16 protein-coding genes are annotated in these 18615 nt (G+C 72.5%); 8 read left to right on the forward strand and 8 right to left on the reverse strand.

Annotated elements, in window-relative coordinates; genetic code table 11:
* Nucleotides 1–190: 190 nt before the first annotated feature.
* A complete protein-coding gene (locus AL2_RS26270; RefSeq protein ID WP_067638074.1) occupies nucleotides 191–1111 on the reverse strand; it encodes a 5'-3' exonuclease in 921 nt (306 codons plus the stop codon).
* A 99-nt stretch (nucleotides 1112–1210) separates the two neighbouring features.
* On the opposite strand from AL2_RS26270, the gene AL2_RS26275 reads away from it, so the two are divergent.
* The 5 genes from AL2_RS26275 (at nucleotide 1211) to AL2_RS26295 (ending at nucleotide 7505) form a co-directional block, all read left to right on the forward strand.
* Nucleotides 1211–2320 (forward strand): M24 family metallopeptidase, encoded by a 1110-nt coding sequence (locus tag AL2_RS26275; protein WP_245666946.1) that lies wholly within the window; start codon nucleotides 1211–1213, stop codon nucleotides 2318–2320.
* A 285-nt stretch (nucleotides 2321–2605) separates the two neighbouring features.
* Nucleotides 2606–3835 (forward strand): ABC transporter ATP-binding protein, encoded by a 1230-nt coding sequence (locus AL2_RS26280; protein ID WP_067638079.1) that lies wholly within the window; start codon nucleotides 2606–2608, stop codon nucleotides 3833–3835.
* On the forward strand, nucleotides 3832–5154 hold the full coding sequence (locus AL2_RS26285; protein ID WP_067638081.1) for an ABC transporter substrate-binding protein: 1323 nt from the start codon (nucleotides 3832–3834) through the stop codon (nucleotides 5152–5154). The genes AL2_RS26280 and AL2_RS26285 overlap by 4 nt, the downstream gene beginning before the upstream one ends.
* Nucleotides 5155–5184: 30 nt before the next feature.
* Nucleotides 5185–6570, forward strand: coding sequence for an ABC transporter permease (locus tag AL2_RS26290; protein WP_067638083.1), 1386 nt, complete (start codon nucleotides 5185–5187; stop codon nucleotides 6568–6570).
* Nucleotides 6567–7505 (forward strand): carbohydrate ABC transporter permease, encoded by a 939-nt coding sequence (locus tag AL2_RS26295; RefSeq protein ID WP_067638085.1) that lies wholly within the window; start codon nucleotides 6567–6569, stop codon nucleotides 7503–7505. Before AL2_RS26290 ends, AL2_RS26295 begins: the two co-directional genes overlap by 4 nt.
* A gap of 84 nt (nucleotides 7506–7589) precedes the next feature.
* Here AL2_RS26295 and AL2_RS26300 read toward each other — a convergent pair whose 3' ends face one another.
* Nucleotides 7590–8828, reverse strand: coding sequence for an ABC transporter ATP-binding protein (locus AL2_RS26300; RefSeq protein ID WP_067638087.1), 1239 nt, complete (start codon nucleotides 8826–8828; stop codon nucleotides 7590–7592).
* A 144-nt stretch (nucleotides 8829–8972) separates the two neighbouring features.
* On the opposite strand from AL2_RS26300, the gene AL2_RS26305 reads away from it, so the two are divergent.
* Nucleotides 8973–9992 (forward strand): LacI family DNA-binding transcriptional regulator, encoded by a 1020-nt coding sequence (locus AL2_RS26305; RefSeq protein WP_067638089.1) that lies wholly within the window; start codon nucleotides 8973–8975, stop codon nucleotides 9990–9992.
* Nucleotides 9993–10075: 83 nt separating this feature from the next.
* Entirely contained in the window at nucleotides 10076–10516 is a 441-nt protein-coding gene (locus tag AL2_RS26310; RefSeq protein WP_083946922.1) for an Lrp/AsnC family transcriptional regulator, read from the forward strand.
* On the opposite strand, the gene AL2_RS26315 is transcribed toward AL2_RS26310, so the two are convergent.
* The 6 genes from AL2_RS26315 to AL2_RS26340 form a co-directional block, all read right to left on the reverse strand.
* Nucleotides 10513–11415 carry a TIGR03619 family F420-dependent LLM class oxidoreductase gene (locus tag AL2_RS26315; RefSeq protein WP_067638167.1) on the reverse strand — a complete coding sequence of 301 codons (903 nt, stop codon included), beginning with the start codon at nucleotides 11413–11415 and terminating at the stop codon, nucleotides 10513–10515. The two genes, AL2_RS26310 and AL2_RS26315, sit on opposite strands and share 4 nt — an antisense overlap.
* A gap of 199 nt (nucleotides 11416–11614) precedes the next feature.
* A complete protein-coding gene (locus AL2_RS26320) occupies nucleotides 11615–12154 on the reverse strand; it encodes an FHA domain-containing protein (protein ID WP_067638091.1) in 540 nt (179 codons plus the stop codon).
* Nucleotides 12155–12305: 151 nt separating this feature from the next.
* Entirely contained in the window at nucleotides 12306–13511 is a 1206-nt protein-coding gene (locus tag AL2_RS26325; RefSeq protein ID WP_067638093.1) for an acyl-CoA dehydrogenase family protein, read from the reverse strand.
* Nucleotides 13512–13608: 97 nt separating this feature from the next.
* A complete protein-coding gene (locus AL2_RS26330; RefSeq protein ID WP_067638095.1) occupies nucleotides 13609–14676 on the reverse strand; it encodes a DUF3616 domain-containing protein in 1068 nt (355 codons plus the stop codon).
* A gap of 61 nt (nucleotides 14677–14737) precedes the next feature.
* Entirely contained in the window at nucleotides 14738–15892 is a 1155-nt protein-coding gene (locus AL2_RS26335) for a cytochrome P450 (RefSeq protein WP_067638097.1), read from the reverse strand.
* 61 nt (nucleotides 15893–15953) lie between these two features.
* A complete protein-coding gene (locus tag AL2_RS26340; RefSeq protein ID WP_083946923.1) occupies nucleotides 15954–17378 on the reverse strand; it encodes a KamA family radical SAM protein in 1425 nt (474 codons plus the stop codon).
* Nucleotides 17379–17520: 142 nt separating this feature from the next.
* On the opposite strand from AL2_RS26340, the gene kdd reads away from it, so the two are divergent.
* Nucleotides 17521–18594 carry an L-erythro-3,5-diaminohexanoate dehydrogenase gene (kdd, locus tag AL2_RS26345; RefSeq protein WP_067638099.1) on the forward strand — a complete coding sequence of 358 codons (1074 nt, stop codon included), beginning with the start codon at nucleotides 17521–17523 and terminating at the stop codon, nucleotides 18592–18594.
* Nucleotides 18595–18615 lie beyond the last annotated feature (21 nt).

An 18615-nucleotide genomic window follows, 5' to 3' on the forward strand; every position in this document is an offset into this window, starting at 1 on the left:
GGTGAACCGGCACCCGCGGCAGTTGGGGGGAGTGGGGCGGTGAGGCCCAGTGCCGCGGGTACCGGTCGTCTGCACGCGTCTCTGCACGCTTCCAGGAGAACCCGTCACCGCCTCGGATGCTGCTCGCCGGAGAACGTGCTGTCTGCGTCTTATGACACTTTTGGCGAAAATTGCACTGAAATTGCGGTATTCAGCGCGAAAGGGCATTGAGGAGGCGGTTGACCGGGCTGCCGAGATTCCAGCGGTCGGCCAGCTCCACCAGCGCCTCGGCGTCGCGCGGTTCGGCGGGCAGCCGGTCGTCCAGCTCCGCCAGCTCCGGCGCGTCGATGCCGGTCACCACCCGCACCACCGTCTCGGCGGCGGCCAGGTACTCCCGCGCGGCCTCCATCCGGCGGCGGGCGCCCGCCGGGAACCCCTCGTCGGTGCCCGCGTCCAGCGCCGCGAGGATGCCGTCGACCGACCCGAACCGGGTGACCAGCGCCGCGGCCGTCTTGTCGCCGACGCCGGGCACGCCCGGCAGGCCGTCGCTCGGGTCGCCGCGCAGCGTCGCGTAGTCGCCGTAGCCGCGGCCCGGGATGCCGTACTTGGCCGCGATCTCCCGCTCGCCCATGACCTGCAGGTTCCGGATGCCGCGCGCCGTGTACAGGACGGCGACCGGGGCGCGGTCGTCGACGAGCTGGAACAGGTCGCGGTCGCCGGTCACGATGTCGACCGGCCCCTCGGCGGCGCCGCGCACCGCGAGCGTCCCGATCACGTCGTCGGCCTCGTACCCGGGCACGCCGGCGCGCGCCAGCCCGACCGCGTCCAGCACGCGGTCGATGACCGGGAGCTGCGCCTCCAGCGCGTCCGGGGTCTGGTCGCCGCCGTCCTCGGCCACCCGGTGCGCCTTGTAGGACGGCAGCGCCGCCACCCGGAACGCGGGCCGCCAGTCGGCGTCCATGCAGCAGACGAGGCGGTCCGGCGACCGGTCCTGGACGAGCCGCGCGATCATGTCGATGAGCCCGCGCACCGCGTTCACCGGCGTCCCGTCGGGCGCCGTCACCGACTCGGGCACCCCGTAGAAGGCGCGGAAGTACAGCGACGGAGTGTCCAGCAGCATCAACCCGCTCATGGGAGGACATGCTCCCACGCGGGTCCGACGCCGCGCCGCTGCGCCGCTCCTGGGATCCTGGTGTCGGCCATCGGACAGGACCCACGAATGGAGACGGGTGTGACAACGGAGTTGTATCCGCCTGAGCGCCTCGGGCGGGCGCGGGAGGCGGCGGCGAAGGCGGGCCTCGGCGCGGTGCTGCTGACGCCCGGCCCGGACCTGCGCTACGTCACCGGCTACGACGCGAAGGAGCTGGAGCGGCTCACCTGCCTGGCGGTGCCCGCGGACGGGGAGCCGTTCCTGGTCGTCCCGCGGCTGGAGCTGCCCGCCGCGCGGGAGTCGCCGGCCGGGGCGCTCGGCATCGAGCTGGTGCCGTGGGACGAGACCGACGACCCGTTCGCGCTCACCGCCGCCCGGCTCCCGGCCGGCCTGGCGAGGGTCGGCGTCGCCGACCGGATGTGGGCGGTCATGGCGCTGCGGTTCCGCGCCGCGCTGCCGGGCGCCGAGCAGGTCGCCGCCGGGCCGGTGCTGCGCGAGCTGCGGATGCGCAAGTCCGCCGCCGAGGTCGCGGCCCTGCGCGAGGCGGGCGCGGCGATCGACCGCGTGCACCGCCGCGTCCCGGACCTCCTCCGGGCCGGCCGCACCGAGCGGGAGGTCGGCCGCGACATCGCCGACGCGATCACCGCCGAGGGCCACGCCCGGGTCGACTTCGTCATCGTCGGGTCCGGCCCGAACGGCGCGAGCCCGCACGCCGAGCCGTCGGACCGCGTCATCCGGCCCGGCGACCCCGTCGTGGTCGACATCGGCGGGACGATGCCGAGCGGCTACTGCTCCGACTCGACCCGCAACTACTGCGTGGGCGAGCCGCCCGCCGAGTACCGCGCCTACTACGCCGTGCTGGAGGAGGCGCAGCGCGCGTCGTGCGAGGCCGTCCGGCCGGGCGCGACGCCCGAGGCCGTGGACGCGGCCGGGCGCGGCGTCATCGCCGCCGCCGGGTACGGCGAGCACTTCTTCCACCGCACCGGCCACGGCATCGGCCTGGAGTCGCACGAGGACCCCTACATCGTCGCCGGGAACCGGGAGCCGCTGGAGCCGGGGATGGCGTTCTCCATCGAGCCGGGCATCTACCCGGGCCCTCACGGCGCCCGCATCGAGGACATCGTCGTGTGCACCGAGGACGGCTTCGAGTCGATGAACCTCACCGGGCGCGGCCTCGTGGTGGTGGACTGAGCCACTGGGGCGAGGAGCCGGCGCGAGGGCGTGGGACGGGATTTCCGGCCACGCCCTCACGCCATTTCGGGCAGCACAAATTAGGGCGGAAACGGGTCGGTAACGATCTCTGCACCAAATGTGTCAGCGGGCACTGTGCGAGTTGCGGTTCGGCCGGTCGGCCATGTACCACCTAGATGCATTGTTACGCGGGGGTAAGTCGGCTTCTTCCGCACGGCGGATCCACCGCTGTGCCGGAGCGAACCGCGCCCTGCCCGAGCCGTGCCGTGCAGAAGAGGAGACGCCGTGGCAGAGGTCGACCTGACCAGCGTCGGGAAGGTCTATCCCGACGGCACGCGGGCCGTGACCGACCTGAACCTCCACATCGAGGACGGAGAGTTCCTCGTCCTCGTCGGCCCCTCGGGCTGCGGCAAGACGACCGCGCTGCGGATGGTCGCGGGGCTGGAGGACATCTCCGAGGGCGAGGTCACCATCGGCGGCCGCGTCGTCAACCGGGTTCCGGCCCGCGACCGCGACGTCGCGATGGTGTTCCAGAGCTACGCCCTCTACCCGCACCTGTCAGTGCGCGACAACATCGGCTTCGGCCTGTCGCTGCGCAAGCTGCCGAAGGCCGAGATCCGGGAGAAGGTGGACCGCGCCGCGGAGATCCTCGGCCTCACCGACCACCTGTCCCGCAAGCCCCGCAACTTGTCGGGCGGCCAGCGGCAGCGCGTCGCGATGGGCCGCGCGATCGTCCGGGAGCCGCAGGCGTTCCTGATGGACGAGCCGCTGTCCAACCTCGACGCCAAGCTCCGCGTCCAGATGCGCGCCGAGATCGCCCGCATCCAGCGCGACCTCGGCGTCACCACGATCTACGTCACCCACGACCAGACCGAGGCGATGACGCTCGGCGACCGGGTCGCGGTGATGAAGAAGGGCGAACTGCAGCAGGTCGCGCCGCCGCAGGAGCTCTACGACCGGCCGGCCAACCTGTTCGTCGCCGGATTCATCGGCTCACCGGCCATGAACCTGATCCAGGGCACGCTTTCCGGGGACGCGGCGAACCCGCGCCTGGAGATCGGCGGCCAGACCCTGGCGCTGCCGGCCGAGGTGCTGACCGAGCGCCCGGCCCTGGCGTCCCGCCTCGGGGGCGACGTCGTCGTCGGCATCCGCCCCGAGGACATGGAGGACTCCGAGCTCGTGGAGGCGCCCGAGGGGTCCGGGCTGAACTCCACCGCCGACCTCGTGGAGGCGATGGGCTCGGACGTGCTGGTCCATTTCGCGATCGAGGCGTCCCAGGTGGTCACCGAGGACACCAGGGAACTCGCCCGCGACGCGGGGACCGACGTGCTGGGGAGCCTGGAGAGTCCCCGCACGGACCTGGTCGCGCGGTTCAGCCCGCGCACCCGCGTGAAGGTGGGCGACCCGGTGACGATCCGTGTCGACACCGGCCGCCTGCACTTCTTCGATATCGAGACCGGCGCGGCGATCTGGGGATCGGACGCCGCCGGTTCGTCCAGGGAGGATGAAGAATGAGGGTCAGCAGGCTGATGGGAGCCGCCGTAGCGGCGGGACTGCTCCTGTCCTCGGCCGCCGCGTGCGGCGGGGACGACGACAGCGGGAGCGACGGCTCGACGCCCGCCGGCGGGGGAGCGCTGAAGGGCACCACGATCGAGGTCGCGGCCAAGTGGACCGGCCAGGAGGAGACGAACTTCCGCAAGGTCCTGCAGGCGTTCGAGCAGAAGACCGGCGCGAAGGTCAACTACGCCTCCACCGGTGAGAACACCGACGCCTACCTCGGCCCGCGCCTCGAGGCCGGGAACCCGCCGGACGTGGCGATCCTGCCGCAGCCCGGCCTGATGCAGCAGTACGCGCAGAAGGGCTCGCTCAAGCCGCTCGGCGACGACGTCGTCTCGCAGGTCGGCCAGAACTTCTCGCCATACTGGAAGGAGCTCGGCTCCTCCGGCGGCAAGGCCTACGGCGTGATCGTCAAGGCCGCCTACAAGTCGATCCTGTGGTACCGGCCGGACGCGTTCTCCGAGGCCGGCGTGCAGCCGCCCGCGGCGTGGGCCGACCTGGTCAAGGCGTCCGGCACGCTGCAGGACGCGGGCACCACCCCGTTCACCCTCGCCGCCGGGCCGCAGGACTCCTGGACGCTGACCGACTGGTTCGAGAACGTCTACCTGTCGCAGGCGGGCCCGGAGAACTACGACAAGCTCGCCAAGCACGAGATCAAGTGGACCGACCCGACGGTCGGCAAGGCGCTGGAGACCCTCGCCCAGGTCTGGGGCAAGGCCGACTACCTGAACGGCGGCGTCGCCACCGCGACCAAGACCAAGTTCGACGAGTCGGTCACCCAGGTCTTCGGCCAGCAGAAGGCCGCCATGGTCTACGGCGGCGACTTCGCCGCCGCGAACATCTCCACCACCAAGGCCAAGGTCGGCACCGACGCCAAGGTCTTCGCCTTCCCGAAGGCCGGCGACACCGCCCCGGCGATCCTCGGCGGCGACGTCGCGGTCGCGATGAAGGACGGCAAGGGCGCGCAGGAGCTGATGAAGTACCTCGCCTCCCCGGAGGCGGGCAAGGTCTGGGCCGGGCTCGGCGGCTACCTGACGCCGAACAAGAACGTCCCGCCGGACGCCTACTCCGACCCGATCGCCAAGCAGCTCATCGGCCAGCTGCAGCAGTCCGGTGACGCGGCCCGCTACGACATGTCCGACCTGGCGCCCGCCGCGTTCGGCGCGACGCCCGGCAAGGGCGAGTGGGAGGCGCTGCGCCAGTTCGTGCAGCACCCGTCCGACGTGAAGGGCACGCAGGCCAAGCTGGAGGCCGCGGCCGCCAAGGCCTACAAGTAGGGCGTACAAGGGCAAGTAGGGGATCCCTGAATGAAGGCTCCGAAGGAGGAGGCGCCGCCGGCCGTCACGGCCGGCGGCGCCGCCGCCCCCGCCGTGCCGGCCGCGAGTCCCGCCGGCCGCCGGGGGCGCGAGAGACTGACCCCGCCGTCGTGGCTCGCCACGACGTTCCTGCTGCCGGCGCTGCTGCTGCTCGGCTTCCTGGTGGTCTACCCGATCGTCTACTCGGTGATCCGCAGTTTCTTCGACGCCTCCGGCGACGCGTTCGTCGGCGTCGACAACTACACCGGGGTCTTCAAGGGACACGACAACCTCGTCGCGGTGCGCAACACCGCCATCTGGATCGTGGTGGCCCCGACCATCGTCACGATCGTCGGCCTGGTGTTCGCCGTCCTCACCGAGCGGATCCGGTGGGCGACGGTGTTCAAGCTCGTGGTGTTCATGCCGATGGCGATCTCGTTCCTCGCCTCCGGCGTGATCTTCCGGCTGGTGTACCAGATGGACCCGGACAAGGGCGTCGCGAACGCGGCGATGGTCGCGATCCACGACACCTTCGCCCAGGACACCACCTATCCGGGCGCCGGCCCGCGCAACGGCGGTGACGCGCTCGTCCGCGAGGACGGCGGCGCCGTCGTCACCGTGAACTCCGTCCGGCCCGGGCAGAGCGCGCTGGTCCCGCTGCTGAAGATCAAGCAGCAGTACCTGCCCCAGGATGCGAAACCCGCGGCGCAGCCGCCGTCCGCGAAGCCCGGCCAGCTGACCGGAGCGGTCTGGTTCGACTTCACCCGGGGCGGCGGCGGGCAGCAGAACGTCCCGAACGCGGGCGAGTCCGGCCTGCCCGGCATCAAGGTCGAGGCGGTGAAGGACGGCAAGGTCGTCGCCGAGGCCACCACCGGGGCCGACGGCACCTTCACGATGAAGAAGGTCCCGGACGGGACGTACACGGTCCGGCTGCCCAAGGACAACTTCACCGCCGCCTACCGCGGCGCGGAGTGGCTCGGCAGCACGCTGATCACCCCGGCGATCATCGGGTCGTACCTGTGGGTGTGGTCCGGGTTCGCGATGGTGCTGATCGCCGCCGGGCTCGCCGCCATCCCGCGCGACGCGCTGGAGGCGGCCCGCGTGGACGGCGCCACCGAGTGGCAGGTGTTCCGGCGGGTGACGATCCCGCTGCTCATGCCCGTCCTCACGGTGGTGCTGGTGACGCTGGTCATCAACGTCATGAAGGTCTTCGACCTCGTCTTCATCATCGGCGGCGGCGATCCGAACGCCAACGTGCTGGCGCTGCAGATGTGGACGGAGGCGTTCGGCGGCGGCAACGACCAGGGCGCGGGCAGCGCCATCGCCGTGCTGCTGTTCGTCCTCGTGCTGCCCGCCATGCTGTTCAACATCCGGCGAATTCGGCAGGAGCGGAAATGAGCACCGCGGAGAAGGCCGCCGAGGCACCGGCTCCGGAGGACGGCGGCAACGGCGCCGCGGGCGCGCCGCGGCGCGGCGTCGCGGCCCGGATCGTCGGGCGGATGGGCGGCGGCGCCGCGCAGGCGCTGCTGGTGCTGATCGCGCTGTTCTGGCTCGTCCCGACGCTGGGCTTGCTGGTGGCGTCGCTGCGCTCCAACGAGGACAACAACGCCGACGGCTGGTGGAACGTGTTCGCCAAGCCGGCGCAGCTGACGATGGAGTCCTACAGCTCCCTGCTGGGCAAGGGCGACTTCGTCGATTCGTTCTGGAACACCGTGCTGATCACCGTCCCCGCCACCGTGCTGGTCGTGGTGATCGCCTCGATGGCCGCGTACGCGTTCGCGTGGATGGAGTTCCCCGGGCGGGACTGGCTGTTCCTGCTCGTGGTGGCGCTGCTGGTGGTGCCCGTCCAGGTCGCGCTGATCCCGGTCGCCAAGCTGTACGGCAAGATCGAGTTCGGCGGGTTCCAGATGTTCGGGTCGGTCACCGGCGTGGTGCTGTTCCACGTCGCGTTCGGCCTGCCGTTCGCCATCTTCCTGCTCCGCAACTTCTTCGCGGCGATCCCCCGGGACCTGCTGGAGGCGGCGCGGATGGACGGCGGCTCGGAGTGGACGATCTTCCGCCGGGTGATCTTCCCGCTGGGCGGCCCGGCGATCGCCTCGCTCGGCATCTTCCAGTTCCTGTGGGTGTGGAACGACCTGCTGGTCGCGCTGGTGTTCGCCGACACCGAGTCGCAGCCGATGACCAAGTGGCTGCAGTCCCAGATGCGGCAGTTCACCGGCAACATCGACATCCTCGCGCCGGGCGCGTTCCTGTCGCTGATCGTCCCGCTGGCCGTGTTCTTCGCCTTCCAGCGCTACTTCGTCCAGGGCGTCCTGGCGGGCTCGGTGAAGTAGCCGCCGCAGGGACCCTTCTGTGAAGGCGACGATGCCCCCCGGCCCGCGCGGGCCGGGGGGCATCGCCGTGCTCGGCGCCGGGTGTTACTTGCGCAGGCCGGCGGCGCCGTGCCGGGCCGCGGCGCCGGGGTGGCCGATGGCCAGGCCGCTGGTGGGGTCGAAGAAGTGCAGCCGGCGGGTGTCGACGGCGAGCTGCACGTTCTGGCCCGGGCGCACGTGCGAGCGGGAGTTGACGCGGGCCGTCCACAGCGCCTTGTTCTCGGCCAGCGGGATCGCCATGTCGCCGTCGCCGTCGGCGTCCTCGGCGAGCGCGACGGTGTCCTTGTGCTCGACCGGCGGGGCGTCGATCGTGAAGATCACGTTGATCTCGCTGCCCAGCTCCTCGGTGACGCTGCTGCGGACCGCCATCGGCGCCCACTCGGGGTTGGCGTGCGCCCCGTCCTCGAAGTCGGAGGGGCGGATGCCGAGGATGACCTTGCGGCCGAGGTAGTCCTGCAGGCCGGGCTTGTCGCCGAGCGTCGCGGCCGGCACCGGCAGCGTGTACCCGGCGAAGGAGATCTGCGCGCCGCCCTCTCCGGCGGTCAGGTCGGCGAGGACGAAGTTCATCGCCGGCGACCCGATGAACCCGGCGACGAACAGGTTGACCGGGTTGTCGAACAGCCGCTGCGGGGTGTCGACCTGCTGCAGGACGCCGTCGCGCAGCACGCACACCCGCGACCCGAGCGTCATGGCCTCGACCTGGTCGTGGGTGACGTACACGGTGGTGACGCCGAGCCGCTCGTGCAGCTGGCTCAGCGAGGCGCGCATGGACACGCGGAGCTTGGCGTCCAGGTTCGACAGCGGCTCGTCCATCAGGAACGCCTGCGGCTCCCGGACGATCGCGCGGCCCATCGCGACGCGCTGCCGCTGGCCGCCCGACAGCGCGGCGGGCTTGCGGGACAGGTACTGCTCCAGGCCCAGCATCTTGGCCGCCTCGCGGACCTTGGCCTTGATCTCCGGCTTCGGCGTGCCGCGCAGCTTGAGGCCGAACGCGAGGTTCTGCTCGACCGTCATGTGCGGGTAGAGGGCGTAGTTCTGGAAGACCATCGCGATGTCGCGGTCCTTGGGCGCGAGGTCGTTGACGACCTGGTCGCCGATGGAGATCTTCCCGCCGCTGATCTCCTCCAGCCCGGCGATCATGCGCAGCGCGGTCGACTTGCCGCAGCCGGACGGGCCGACCAGCACCATGAACTCGCCGTCGCGGATCTCCAGGTCGAGGCCGTCCACGGCCTTCACGCCGCCGCTGTACACCTTGTCGACCCGATCCAGCACGATCTTGGCCATCCGAACCCCTTTGGAAACGTTTCCATTACCCCCTGCCGAGCAGGGGCTTTGCATCACTGTGTGGAGTAAACATCATGGAATCGTTTCCATGGGAGCGCTCCGCCGGATAAGATCATCGAAAACGGGCGAAACGGGAGGTCGCGGGTGGCGCAGCGGCGGTCGGCGACGATCAAGGACGTGGCCGCGGCGGCGGGCGTCGGCATCGCCACCGTGTCCCGGGTGTTCTCCGGGGGCTCGGTCAGCGCGGCCACCCGCGAGCGCGTGCTGGCCGTCGCGCGCGAGCTCGACTACCGCCCGAGCGCCCTCGGCCGCGGCCTCAAGCTGCGCCGCAGCGGCGGCATCGGGCTGATCGTCCCCGACGTCACCGACCCGTTCCGCGCCGAGCTGGTCGCGGGCGTGCTCTCCTGCGCCCGCAGCCTCGGCGAGCACGTCATCGTCGACGCCGCGCACGGCGACCCCGCCCGCGAGGCCGAGATCGTCGAGCGGCTCCTCGAGCAGCGGGTGGACGGCATCATCGCCGTGCCCGCCGGCACGGAGGCCGACTGGCGGGCCGCCGCCCGGGTCTGCTCCAGCGTCGTGTTCGCCGACCGGATGCTGCCCGGCATGCCGGACGTCCCGGCCGTGCTCGCCGACGACACCGGCGGCGTCCGGTCCCTCACCGAGTACCTCGCCGGGCTCGGGCACCGCCGCATCGGCTTCCTCGGCGGCGTCCCCGGCACCCCCGCCGGGGTGCGCGAGCGCGCGTTCCGCGACTCCCTCGCCCAGCTCGGCGTCCCCGTGGAGGAGGACCTCGTCGTCGCCGCCCGTCCGGCCCGCGACGCGGCCTACGCCGCCGCCGCGGGGCTCCTGCAGCGCCGCGCCGACGTCACCGCGATCCTGGCCGCCGGCCACCTGCTCGGCGAGGCGGCCGTGCTGGTCGCCCGCGAGCTGGACCTGCGCGTCCCCGCCGACGTGTCGATCGCGATGGTGGACGACGTGCCGTGGGCGGAGCTGTGCGACCCGCCGCTGACCGCCGTCGCCCGCTCCGGGCACGACATCGGGTACCGCGCCTGCGAGCTGCTGCTGCGCGAGCCCGCCCGGCGGGGGAGGGGCGGCCCGGTGCTGCTGCCGACCGAGCTGGTCGTGCGCGGCAGCTGCGGCCCGCTGCGCCCCTCCCGCCGCTGATCCGGACGGCCGAAATCCGCCGATGGCGCCCGATCCGTGATCTATGGGCGCACGCACCGCCCCCGGCACGCTAGATTTCCCGCGTGGAGGAGATCGATCGTCAGATCCTTGCGCTGCTCGCCGCCGACGGGCGCATGAGTTTCACCGACCTGGCCAAGGAGACGGGGCTGTCGGTGTCGGCCGTGCACCAGCGCGTCCGGCGGCTGCAGAAGCGCGGGGTGATCAAGGGGTTCGCCGCCCAGCTCGACAGCCGGGAGATCGGGCTGCCGCTGACCGCGTTCGTGTCGATCAAGCCGATCGATCCGGCCGCGCCCGACGACGCCCCCGACCGGCTGGCGCACCTCCAGGCGATCGAGGCGTGCCACTCGGTCGCCGGCGACGAGAGCTACATCCTGAAGGTGCGGGTCGCGTCCCCGAACGAGCTGGAGGAGCTGCTCCAGCAGATCCGCGCCGCCGCGAACGTCGCGACCCGGACCACCGTCGTCCTCAGCACCCCCTGGGAGTCGCGCCGCCCGCCGCTCTAGCGCGGGGCGAACGCGTCCAGGGCCTCCAGCGCGCGGTCCAGGGACGCGCCCGGGCCGGCGTCCGGACCGGTGATCTCCGGGTCGAAGTTCAGGTCGATGAACGCCTCGGTGACGCCCTGCCCGGCGAGCGCCTCCAGGTCGCCGCGGACCTCCTCGAACGAGCCGGTGAGCGGGCGCCGGTCCGCCCGCCCGCCGGGGCGGACGCGGACCGCGCCCCGGCACACGAACCGCAGCGCGGACGCGTCCCGCCCGGCCCGCTCGGCGGCGTCCCGGACGACGCCGATCGAGCGGCCGATCACGGTGGGGTCAGCGCGGCTTGAGCTGACCCAGCCGTCCGCGAGCCGCCCGGCGCGCCGCAGCGCCGGCTCGGACGCGCCGCCCAGCAGGACCGGCAGCGGAGCCTGCACCGGCGGCGGCTCCATCACCACCGGCGGGAAGTCGTAGAACTCCCCGTGGAACTCGGTCGCGCCACCGCTCCACAGGCCGCGCAGCACGGCGAGGAACTCCTCCGCGCGCGCCCCGCGCCGCTCCATCGGCGCCCCGGCGGCGGCGAACTCCTCGCGCATCCAGCCGAGCCCGAGCCCGAGATCGAGCCGCCCGCCGCTGACGCGGTCCAGCGTGGCGGCCTGCTTGGCGAGGATCGCCGGCGCCACGAACGGCAGGTTGACGATCGCGACGCCGAGCCGCACCCGGCGGGTCCGCCCGGCGAGGTAGGCGAGCGTGATGAGCGGGTCGGGGACGCCCCGGTAGGTCCGGTCGTCCGAGCCGGCGGGGTTGAGGACGCGCTGCAGCGTCCACACGGAGTGGTAGCCCAGCTCCTCGGCCCGCCGCGCGACCCGTACCTGGTTGTCCGGGGTGGCCCAGGCCCCTGCCCCCGGAACGGCGAACCCGATCAGCACGGCCACTCCCTCCCACCCGGACCTTACTTTGTCAAGGACCGGTCCCGTGTGCATGTATTCCCTGTGTGCATGTATTCACGCAATCCCAGAGCGCCCGCTGGAGCGCCCCGGCGAGGACCGGGTTGCCCTCGACGGCGCTGAGCCGCACCTCGGGGCGCGGGATGGTCAGGCTGTGCAGGTGCTGCCGGGGTGCCGCGGGTCAGGGCGCGGCGGCGACGAAGCAGGAGTTGCCGAAGCCGACCTCGTCGCCGGGCCGCAGCCGGACCGGGCCGGTCAGCCGCCACCCGTTCACCCGGGTCCCGTTCATCGACCCGAGGTCGGAGATCATCCAGCCGTCGCCGGCCAGGTAGATCTCGGCGTGGAACCGGGAGACGGTGAGGTCGGGGAGGATGAACTGGCACGCCGGGGCGCGGCCGACGACGATCCGCTTCAGGTCGGCCGGCGGCAGCATGAACCGGGGCAGCCGCGGCGCCCGCCAGGCCGCCTCGATCCGCGCGGTCGCCTGCGACACCGACGAGACGAGCCCGGTCAGCCGGCCGATCACGCGGTTCTGCGGCGGCAGGTCGTGCACGATGCCGGCCAGCTCCGCCCGGCTGCGCGCCCGCAGCACCTGGTCCACACGGCGCTCGAACGTGTCGTTCGACATCCGGCCCTCGGCCACGCGGTCGCTGAGGACGCGCAGTGCCCGGTCCCGCTCCGTGTCGGACGCTCTCACCGGGAAGGGGGGCTGACCGTCCATGGCTGTGAGTATCCAGTCCCCATCGTCGGCTGTCCAGAAATGGTCTTCGCCGAGAGGCGGGTGACAGCTCTCACCCGCCCCCCACCATTTCGATGGGCCGTCCCGCGCGAAAGTTCGCGCGGGACGGTGCCTTTCCGGAGCGTCCGCCCGGTCAGCGGGACAGCAGGTCGCGCGCGATGTGCGTCACCTGGATCTCGTCGGTGCCGGCGTAGATCTGGAACGACTTGGCGTCGCGGGCGAGCTGCTCGACGCGGTACTCGCTCATGTAGCCGTTGCCGCCGAACAGCTGCACCGCCTCCTGCGCGACCTCGCTCGCGGCCTGCGCCGCGTACAGCTTCATCGCCGACGCCTCGGCGAGCGTCGGGGCGCGGCCGGCGCGCTGCATCTCGATGTGCCGGAACACCAGGTTCTGGACGTTGAGCCGCGCGACCTCCATCTTGGCCAGCTTCAGCTGGATGAGCTGGAAGTCGCCGATCCGCTGACCCCACAGCTCGCGCGTCTTGGCGTACTCGACCGACAGCTTCAGGCACTCCTCGATGACGCCGAGCGCCATCGCGGCGACGCCGGCGCGCTCGGTGACGAAGTTCTGCTTCGCCGACTCCTTGCCGCCCTGCGACCCGGACGACAGGAGCCGGTCGGCGCCGGCGCGGACGTCGTTGAGGAACAGCTCGCCGGTGGGGGAGGAGTGCAGGCCCATCTTGCGCAGCGGCCTGCTCTGCTCCAGCCCGGCCATGCCCCGGTCGAGGACGAACGTGAGGATCTCGCGGTCGCGGGGGGCGCGCCCGTCGTCGAGCTTGCAGTAGAAGACGATCGTGTCGGCGTAGGGGCCGTTGGTGATGAAGGTCTTGCCGCCGTTGATGACGTACTCGTCGCCGATCTTCTTCGCGGTGGCCTGCATGCCGCCGAAGGCGTCCGACCCGGAGTTCGGCTCGGTGATGGCCCACGCGCCGACCTTCTCCATGGTCAGCAGCGGCAGCGCCCAGCGCTCCTTCTGCTCGGGCGTGCCGCGCTTCATGATCGTCCCGGCGGCGAGGCCGAGCCCGACGCCCATCGCCGACACCAGGCCGGGCGCGACCTTGCACAGCTCGATGATCGGCAGCATCGTCATCGTCGCGTTCCCGCCGCCGGAGCGCTCCTCGCCCTCCCCGGACTCGCCCTTCCTCTCCCTGGCGATCCGGGACTGGAAGGACGAGCGGGCCATCTCGTCCATCCCGAACGTCTTGTAGAGGCCGCGGAGCAGGTCGTAGGGCGGGAGTTCGCCCGACTCCAGCGCGTCCAGGTTGGGCCGGACCTCGGCGTCGATCCAGCCGCGCACCGCGTCCCGGATCATCAGGTCTTCCTCGGACCACTCGATCATGCTCTGTCCTGCCCCTTCGCGTTCCGCCGGTTGCCGGGGCCCATACAAGCAGAAGATGAAAGCGAGCGCTTATTCGGGTGCCGCCGGCGGGCTCCGCTCAGCCGACGTCCACGATGTCCGCCAGCACGCCGCCGCCGTCCGTGAGCCGGCCGGCGGACGGGCTGTCGTAGACGACCAGCAGCCGGGTGCCCGGCTCGTCCAGCACCGCGATGCCCTCGGCGTGGTCGTCGCCGTCGCCGTAGGGCAGGTCGCACAGCGTCTCCAGTTCGTCGGCGGTGACGATCTCGGCGGCGTCCAGCCGGACCGCGTCCCGCCACCGGACGACGCGCACCGGGCCGTCCAGGTCCATGCTCGGGCCGGTGAGGACGAGCAGGTCGTCGCCGTGCGGGCACAGGTCCCGGATGCCGAGGCCGCCGAGGTCGAGGAAGTGCGTGCGGTAGCGGTCCTTGCCGTCCCCGACGGGCAGCAGCCGCAGCCGCCGCGGGTCGTCCGGGTCGGTCTCGGGGCGGATCTCCACCAGCACCGCCCAGCCGCGCAGCACCGGCCCGCGCAGGCCGATGTAGAGGCGGTCGCCGTGCGCGGCGATGCCCTCGATGTCGATGCCGTTGTCCTTGCTCGGGATGGACAGGAACGGCGCGAGGTGCGGGTCGTCCGCCAGCAGGTCGGTGACGGAGTCCTTGTCGAGGCCGAGGACGGCTGCGGTGCGGTCCCCGTCCTCGCGGACGACGGCGGGCAGCCCGTCCTCGCCGGTGGCCAGGGGGAGCCGGACGAGGATGAAGCGGTTGTCCTCGCGCACGACGGTGGCGAGCCGCTTGCGCGACTTCGCCGCGCTCTGCCCCGGCTTGATCTTCTTGCGCTTGAGGCTGTGCGACCCGATCGCCCACAGCCAGCCGTTGGCGCGCGCGAGGCCCTCGATGTCGGCCTCCTCGTCGGGGCCGGCCGGCAGCGGGACGAGGTCGGCGAGCGCGACCGTGGCCTGCGCGTCGTAGCCGGTGACGCGCCCGTCGCCGTCGAGCACGGCGGTGAGCCGCTCGATGGTGGCCGTCTCGTCGCCCGCCACCCAGAGGCAGCGGCCGTCCTGGCGGACGGCGGACAGGTTGGTGTGCGTCTCGGCTTCCCGGCTCTGCAGCCCGAAGCGCAGTTCGACTCGGCGTTCCACGATCATTGCGCCATATTCCCATATCCGGCGTGCCCGTATGGCCGCGACATGGGGCCTGAACTGGCCTTTAGCGGTCCCATCGGACGTCCAGGCGCGGCGGCTTGCGGAAGACCAGCCCGTGCGGGCGCGCCGGGCGGTCCGGGTCGAGCCGCAGTCCGGGGAGCCGGTCGAGCAGTGCGGTGAGCGCCATGCGGGTCTCCAGGCGGGCCAGCTGGGAGCCGAAGCAGAAGTGCGGGCCGTGCGCGAACGCCAGGTGCTCGGCGGCGTTGTGCCGCCGGACGTCGAAGCGGTCGGGGTCGGGGAAGACCGCCGGATCGCGGTTGGCGCCGGCGATCGACACCCGCACCAGGTCGCCCGCGCGGATCCGGGCGTCGCCGAGCGCGACGTCGCGGGTGGCGTACCGGTCGACGACCGATGCCGACGGCTCCAGCCGCAGCGACTCCTCGATCGCGGCGGGGAGCAGGCCCCGGTCGGCCAGGACGAGCCGCAGCTGGCCGGGATGCCCGAGCAGGTGCAGCACGGCGTTGGCGATCATGCCCTCGGTGGTGTCGATGCCGCCGAACATCAGGATCGCGGAGTTCGCGACGATCTCGGCGGTGGTCAGCCCCGCCTCGTCCCGGGCGGCCCCGGCCAGCAGCGACCCGGGGCGGGACGCGGTGATCGCCTCCTCGACGGCCGCGGTGAGCAGCTCGTACGCCTCGGACGCGCCGAGCGGAGCGGCGCCGCCCGCGGTGATCGCGGAGACCGCCTCGACGAACGCGCCGTACCAGGACCGGACGGTCGCGGCGTCGACGCCGTCCAGGCCCAGCGCCTCGGTGACGACCGCGACGGCCAGCGGACCGGCGAGCCCGCCGCGCAGCTCCGCCCGGCCGGCGGGCGCGAGCCCGTCCACGAGCCGGGCGGCCTCCGCCTCGACGAACGCGGTGAACCGCTCGCGGGTCCGCGCGGGACGGAACGGGCGCGCGAACGGGTCGCGGTGCCGGGTGTGGGCGGGGCCGTCCAGCGACAGCATGCTCGGCCCGACGACCTGGGCGGTGGAGAAGCGCGGGTCGTCCACGGTGAAGGCGTCCGCGTCGCGCATCACCCGCAGTGCCAGGCCGCGGGAGGTGACCAGCCAGCCGCCCAGCTCGGGGAGCCGGGCGGCCGGGGCGTGCCGCCGCAGCCGCGCGAGGTGCGGGTGCGGGTCGTCGGCCAGGTCGGCGGCGGTGGGCTCGGGTGTCATCCGGCCGAGGATAGGCCGCCCCGTTTCTGATCTACAACGTAAAGGCACCGGGCCGGTAGCATCACACGGCCTCGGAACGGTCCCGCCACCAGTTCCGGCCCTCCTCCGGCAGCGTGTAGATCGGGTCGTGGTACTCGTAGCGCCGGGTCAGCGCCTCCGGGTCGGACAGCTCCAGGCCGGTGCGGTAGTTCTTCGTCCAGTAGGAGATGCCGCGCTCGCGGTCGTACTCGGCGAGCTGGTGCACCCAGCGCTTGCCGACGTAGGGGACGTCGCAGACGATGCGCGGGGTGGCGAAGCCGGGCAGGTAGCCCATGATCGCGTGCTGCAGCTCCTGCGCCTCCCAGACCGCGAGCCGCCAGTGCTCGCTGTTCGGGATCATGTCGCACATGTACAGGTAGTACGGCAGGATCCCGGCCTCGTCGAGCAGCGCGAACGACAGGTCGAGCAGCGCGTCCGGGGTGTCGTTGACGCCGCGCAGCAGCACGCCCTGGTTGCGGACGTCGCGGATGCCGGTGTCGAGCATCGCGCGGGCGGCCTTGGCGACGAGCGGGGTCACCGACTGGGCGGCGTTGACGTGGGTGTGGATCGCGATCTGCGCGCCGCGGCCGTGCGCCTTCGCGGCGAGGCGCTCCATGCCGGCGCGGACGTCGTCCTGCAGCCAGTGCTGCGGCAGGCCCATGAGCGCCTTGCTGGCGAGGCGGATGTCGCGGATGTTGTCGATGTCCAGCAGCGAGTCGACGAACGACTCCAGTCGCGCCCACGGCATGTTGGCGACGTCGCCGCCGGAGACGACCACGTCGCGGACGCCGGGGGTGCGGCGCAGGTAGTCGAGCATGGCGCCGAGCCGGTCCGGCGGCTTGATGGTGAACTTGTGCTTGTCCACGTTCGGGGTGGAGTTGCCGACCAGGTCCATGCGGGTGCAGTGGCCGCAGTACTGCGGGCACGTGGGCAGGAGCTCGGCCAGCACCTTGGTGGGGTAGCGGTGGGTGAGGCCCTCGACGGCCCACATCTCGGCCTCGTGGAGCGAGTCGCGGGAGGCGTGCGGGTGGGACGGCCAGTCGGTGCGCCGGTCGCTGAAGACGGGGAGCATGTAGCGCCGCACGGGGTCGGCGTGGAAGGCGCCGGTGGACGAGGAGTCCATCGTATTGAGCATCTGCGGCGGCACCAGCATCGACATCGTGGCGCGCTCGGCCTGGTCGCGTTCCAGGTCGGCGTAGAACGAATCGTCCAGCCGGTCGCCCATCACCTGGCGGAGCTGGCGCAGGTTCTTCACGCAGTGGGCGCGCTGCCACTGCGCCGACTCCCATTCGTCCCGCGTGACGTCACGCCATCCGGGCAGGCGCCGCCAGTCGGGCTCCTCCAGGGGCCGGCGCCGGTAGGCGTACGGCTGGCGTGCGGTCCCGTCGGACGCGTTGTCACCGGATACGGGGCCACCGGATACGGGGCCACCGGATACGGCTGCGTCCGGGTGCAGGGCAGTGGTCATCGTCGACCGCCTCCTAGCCTCACATTGATCGCGCAAAACTCTTGTCTGAGCCCGACGTTACGGGAAGACTTTCGATGAAACCAGTGGTGCCCTGTACATCTTGCGCTACACCGGCGGATTTCGGGAGAAAGGTGGGACGGCGATGACCGACGGCGGGACGAGGCCGGGCACTTCGGCGGGCACTTCGGCGGGCACGGAGGTGGGGCTTCACCGGGTGCTGGAGCCCGCGGGCGTGCTGCCGCAGGCTGCGCGGCGGCTGGACACCCGCCCGGAGATCCGGCCCGACGAGGTCCGCATCGCCATCGAGCGCCTCAACCTGGACGCCGCGTCCTACCGGCAGCTGCACACCGCGCACGGCGGCGACCCGGACGCGATCCGCGCCGAGGTGCTGCGGATCATCGGGGAGCGCGGCAAGATGCACAATCCCGTCACCGGGTCGGGCGGTATGCTCGTCGGCGTCGTCGAGGAGGCCGGGCCGGAGTCGCCGCTCGGCCTGAAGCCGGGCGACCGCGTCGCCACCCTGGTCTCCCTGACCCTCACCCCGCTGGCGGTCACCGACGGGCTGGCCGGCTGGGACGGGCTGTCGGAGCAGGTCCCGGCGCGCGGCCACGCGATCCTTTTCGCCCGCTCCATCGCCGCCGTCCTGCCCGCCGACATGCCGGTGCCGCTGGCCCTCGCCGTCATGGACGTGTGCGGCGCCCCCGCCCTCACCGCGCGCGTGGTCGCCTCCAAGACCGCTCCTTCCGTCGCGGTGCTGGGCGCCGCCGGCAAGTCCGGCTGCCTGTCGCTCGCCGCGGCCCGCCGCGCCGGCGCGTCCCGCGTGACCGGGCTCGTCCCCACCGCCGTGGAGGAGGAGCGCCTCACCGCGTCCGGCCTCGCGGACGCGGTCGTCCGCGCCGACGCCCGCGACCCCGTCGCCGTCGCCGCCGCGATCGGCGAGCCGGTGGACGTCACCGTCGTGTGCGTGGACGTGCCCGGCTGCGAGCACGGCGCCATCCTCGCCACCGCGCCCGGAGGCACCGTCGTGTTCTTCTCGATGGCGACCTCGTTCCCGGCCGCCGCCCTCGGCGCCGAGGGCCTCGCCGCCGACGTCACGATGCTCATCGGGAACGGCTACGTCCCGGGACACGCCGAGACCGCGCTCGACCTGGTGCGGTCGGAACCGGCCGTGCGCGCGCTGTTCACCTCCCGGACCGGTCCGGATTCGGCACAATGACCGGGAACGCCCCGGCAGCGG

The organism is Actinomadura latina NBRC 106108 (assembly GCF_001552195.1).
GTDB classification, from domain to species: Bacteria; Actinomycetota; Actinomycetes; order Streptosporangiales; family Streptosporangiaceae; genus Spirillospora; species Spirillospora latina.

What these genes read in the sequence shown, in the direction of transcription:
- AL2_RS26270 (WP_067638074.1), bottom strand. Translation starts at nt 1,111, where the DNA reads ATGAGCGGGTTGATGCTGCTGGACACTCCGTCGCTGTACTTCCGCGCC.
- AL2_RS26285 (WP_067638081.1), top strand. Translation starts at nt 3,832, where the DNA reads ATGAGGGTCAGCAGGCTGATGGGAGCCGCCGTAGCGGCGGGACTGCTC.
- AL2_RS26290 (WP_067638083.1), top strand. Translation starts at nt 5,185, where the DNA reads ATGAAGGCTCCGAAGGAGGAGGCGCCGCCGGCCGTCACGGCCGGCGGC.
- AL2_RS26295 (WP_067638085.1), top strand. Translation starts at nt 6,567, where the DNA reads ATGAGCACCGCGGAGAAGGCCGCCGAGGCACCGGCTCCGGAGGACGGC.
- AL2_RS26300 (WP_067638087.1), bottom strand. Translation starts at nt 8,828, where the DNA reads ATGGCCAAGATCGTGCTGGATCGGGTCGACAAGGTGTACAGCGGCGGC.
- AL2_RS26320 (WP_067638091.1), bottom strand. Translation starts at nt 12,154, where the DNA reads ATGGACGGTCAGCCCCCCTTCCCGGTGAGAGCGTCCGACACGGAGCGG.
- AL2_RS26325 (WP_067638093.1), bottom strand. Translation starts at nt 13,511, where the DNA reads ATGATCGAGTGGTCCGAGGAAGACCTGATGATCCGGGACGCGGTGCGC.
- AL2_RS26330 (WP_067638095.1), bottom strand. Translation starts at nt 14,676, where the DNA reads ATGATCGTGGAACGCCGAGTCGAACTGCGCTTCGGGCTGCAGAGCCGG.
- AL2_RS26335 (WP_067638097.1), bottom strand. Translation starts at nt 15,892, where the DNA reads ATGACACCCGAGCCCACCGCCGCCGACCTGGCCGACGACCCGCACCCG.
- AL2_RS26340 (WP_083946923.1), bottom strand. Translation starts at nt 17,378, where the DNA reads ATGACCACTGCCCTGCACCCGGACGCAGCCGTATCCGGTGGCCCCGTA.
- kdd (WP_067638099.1), top strand. Translation starts at nt 17,521, where the DNA reads ATGACCGACGGCGGGACGAGGCCGGGCACTTCGGCGGGCACTTCGGCG.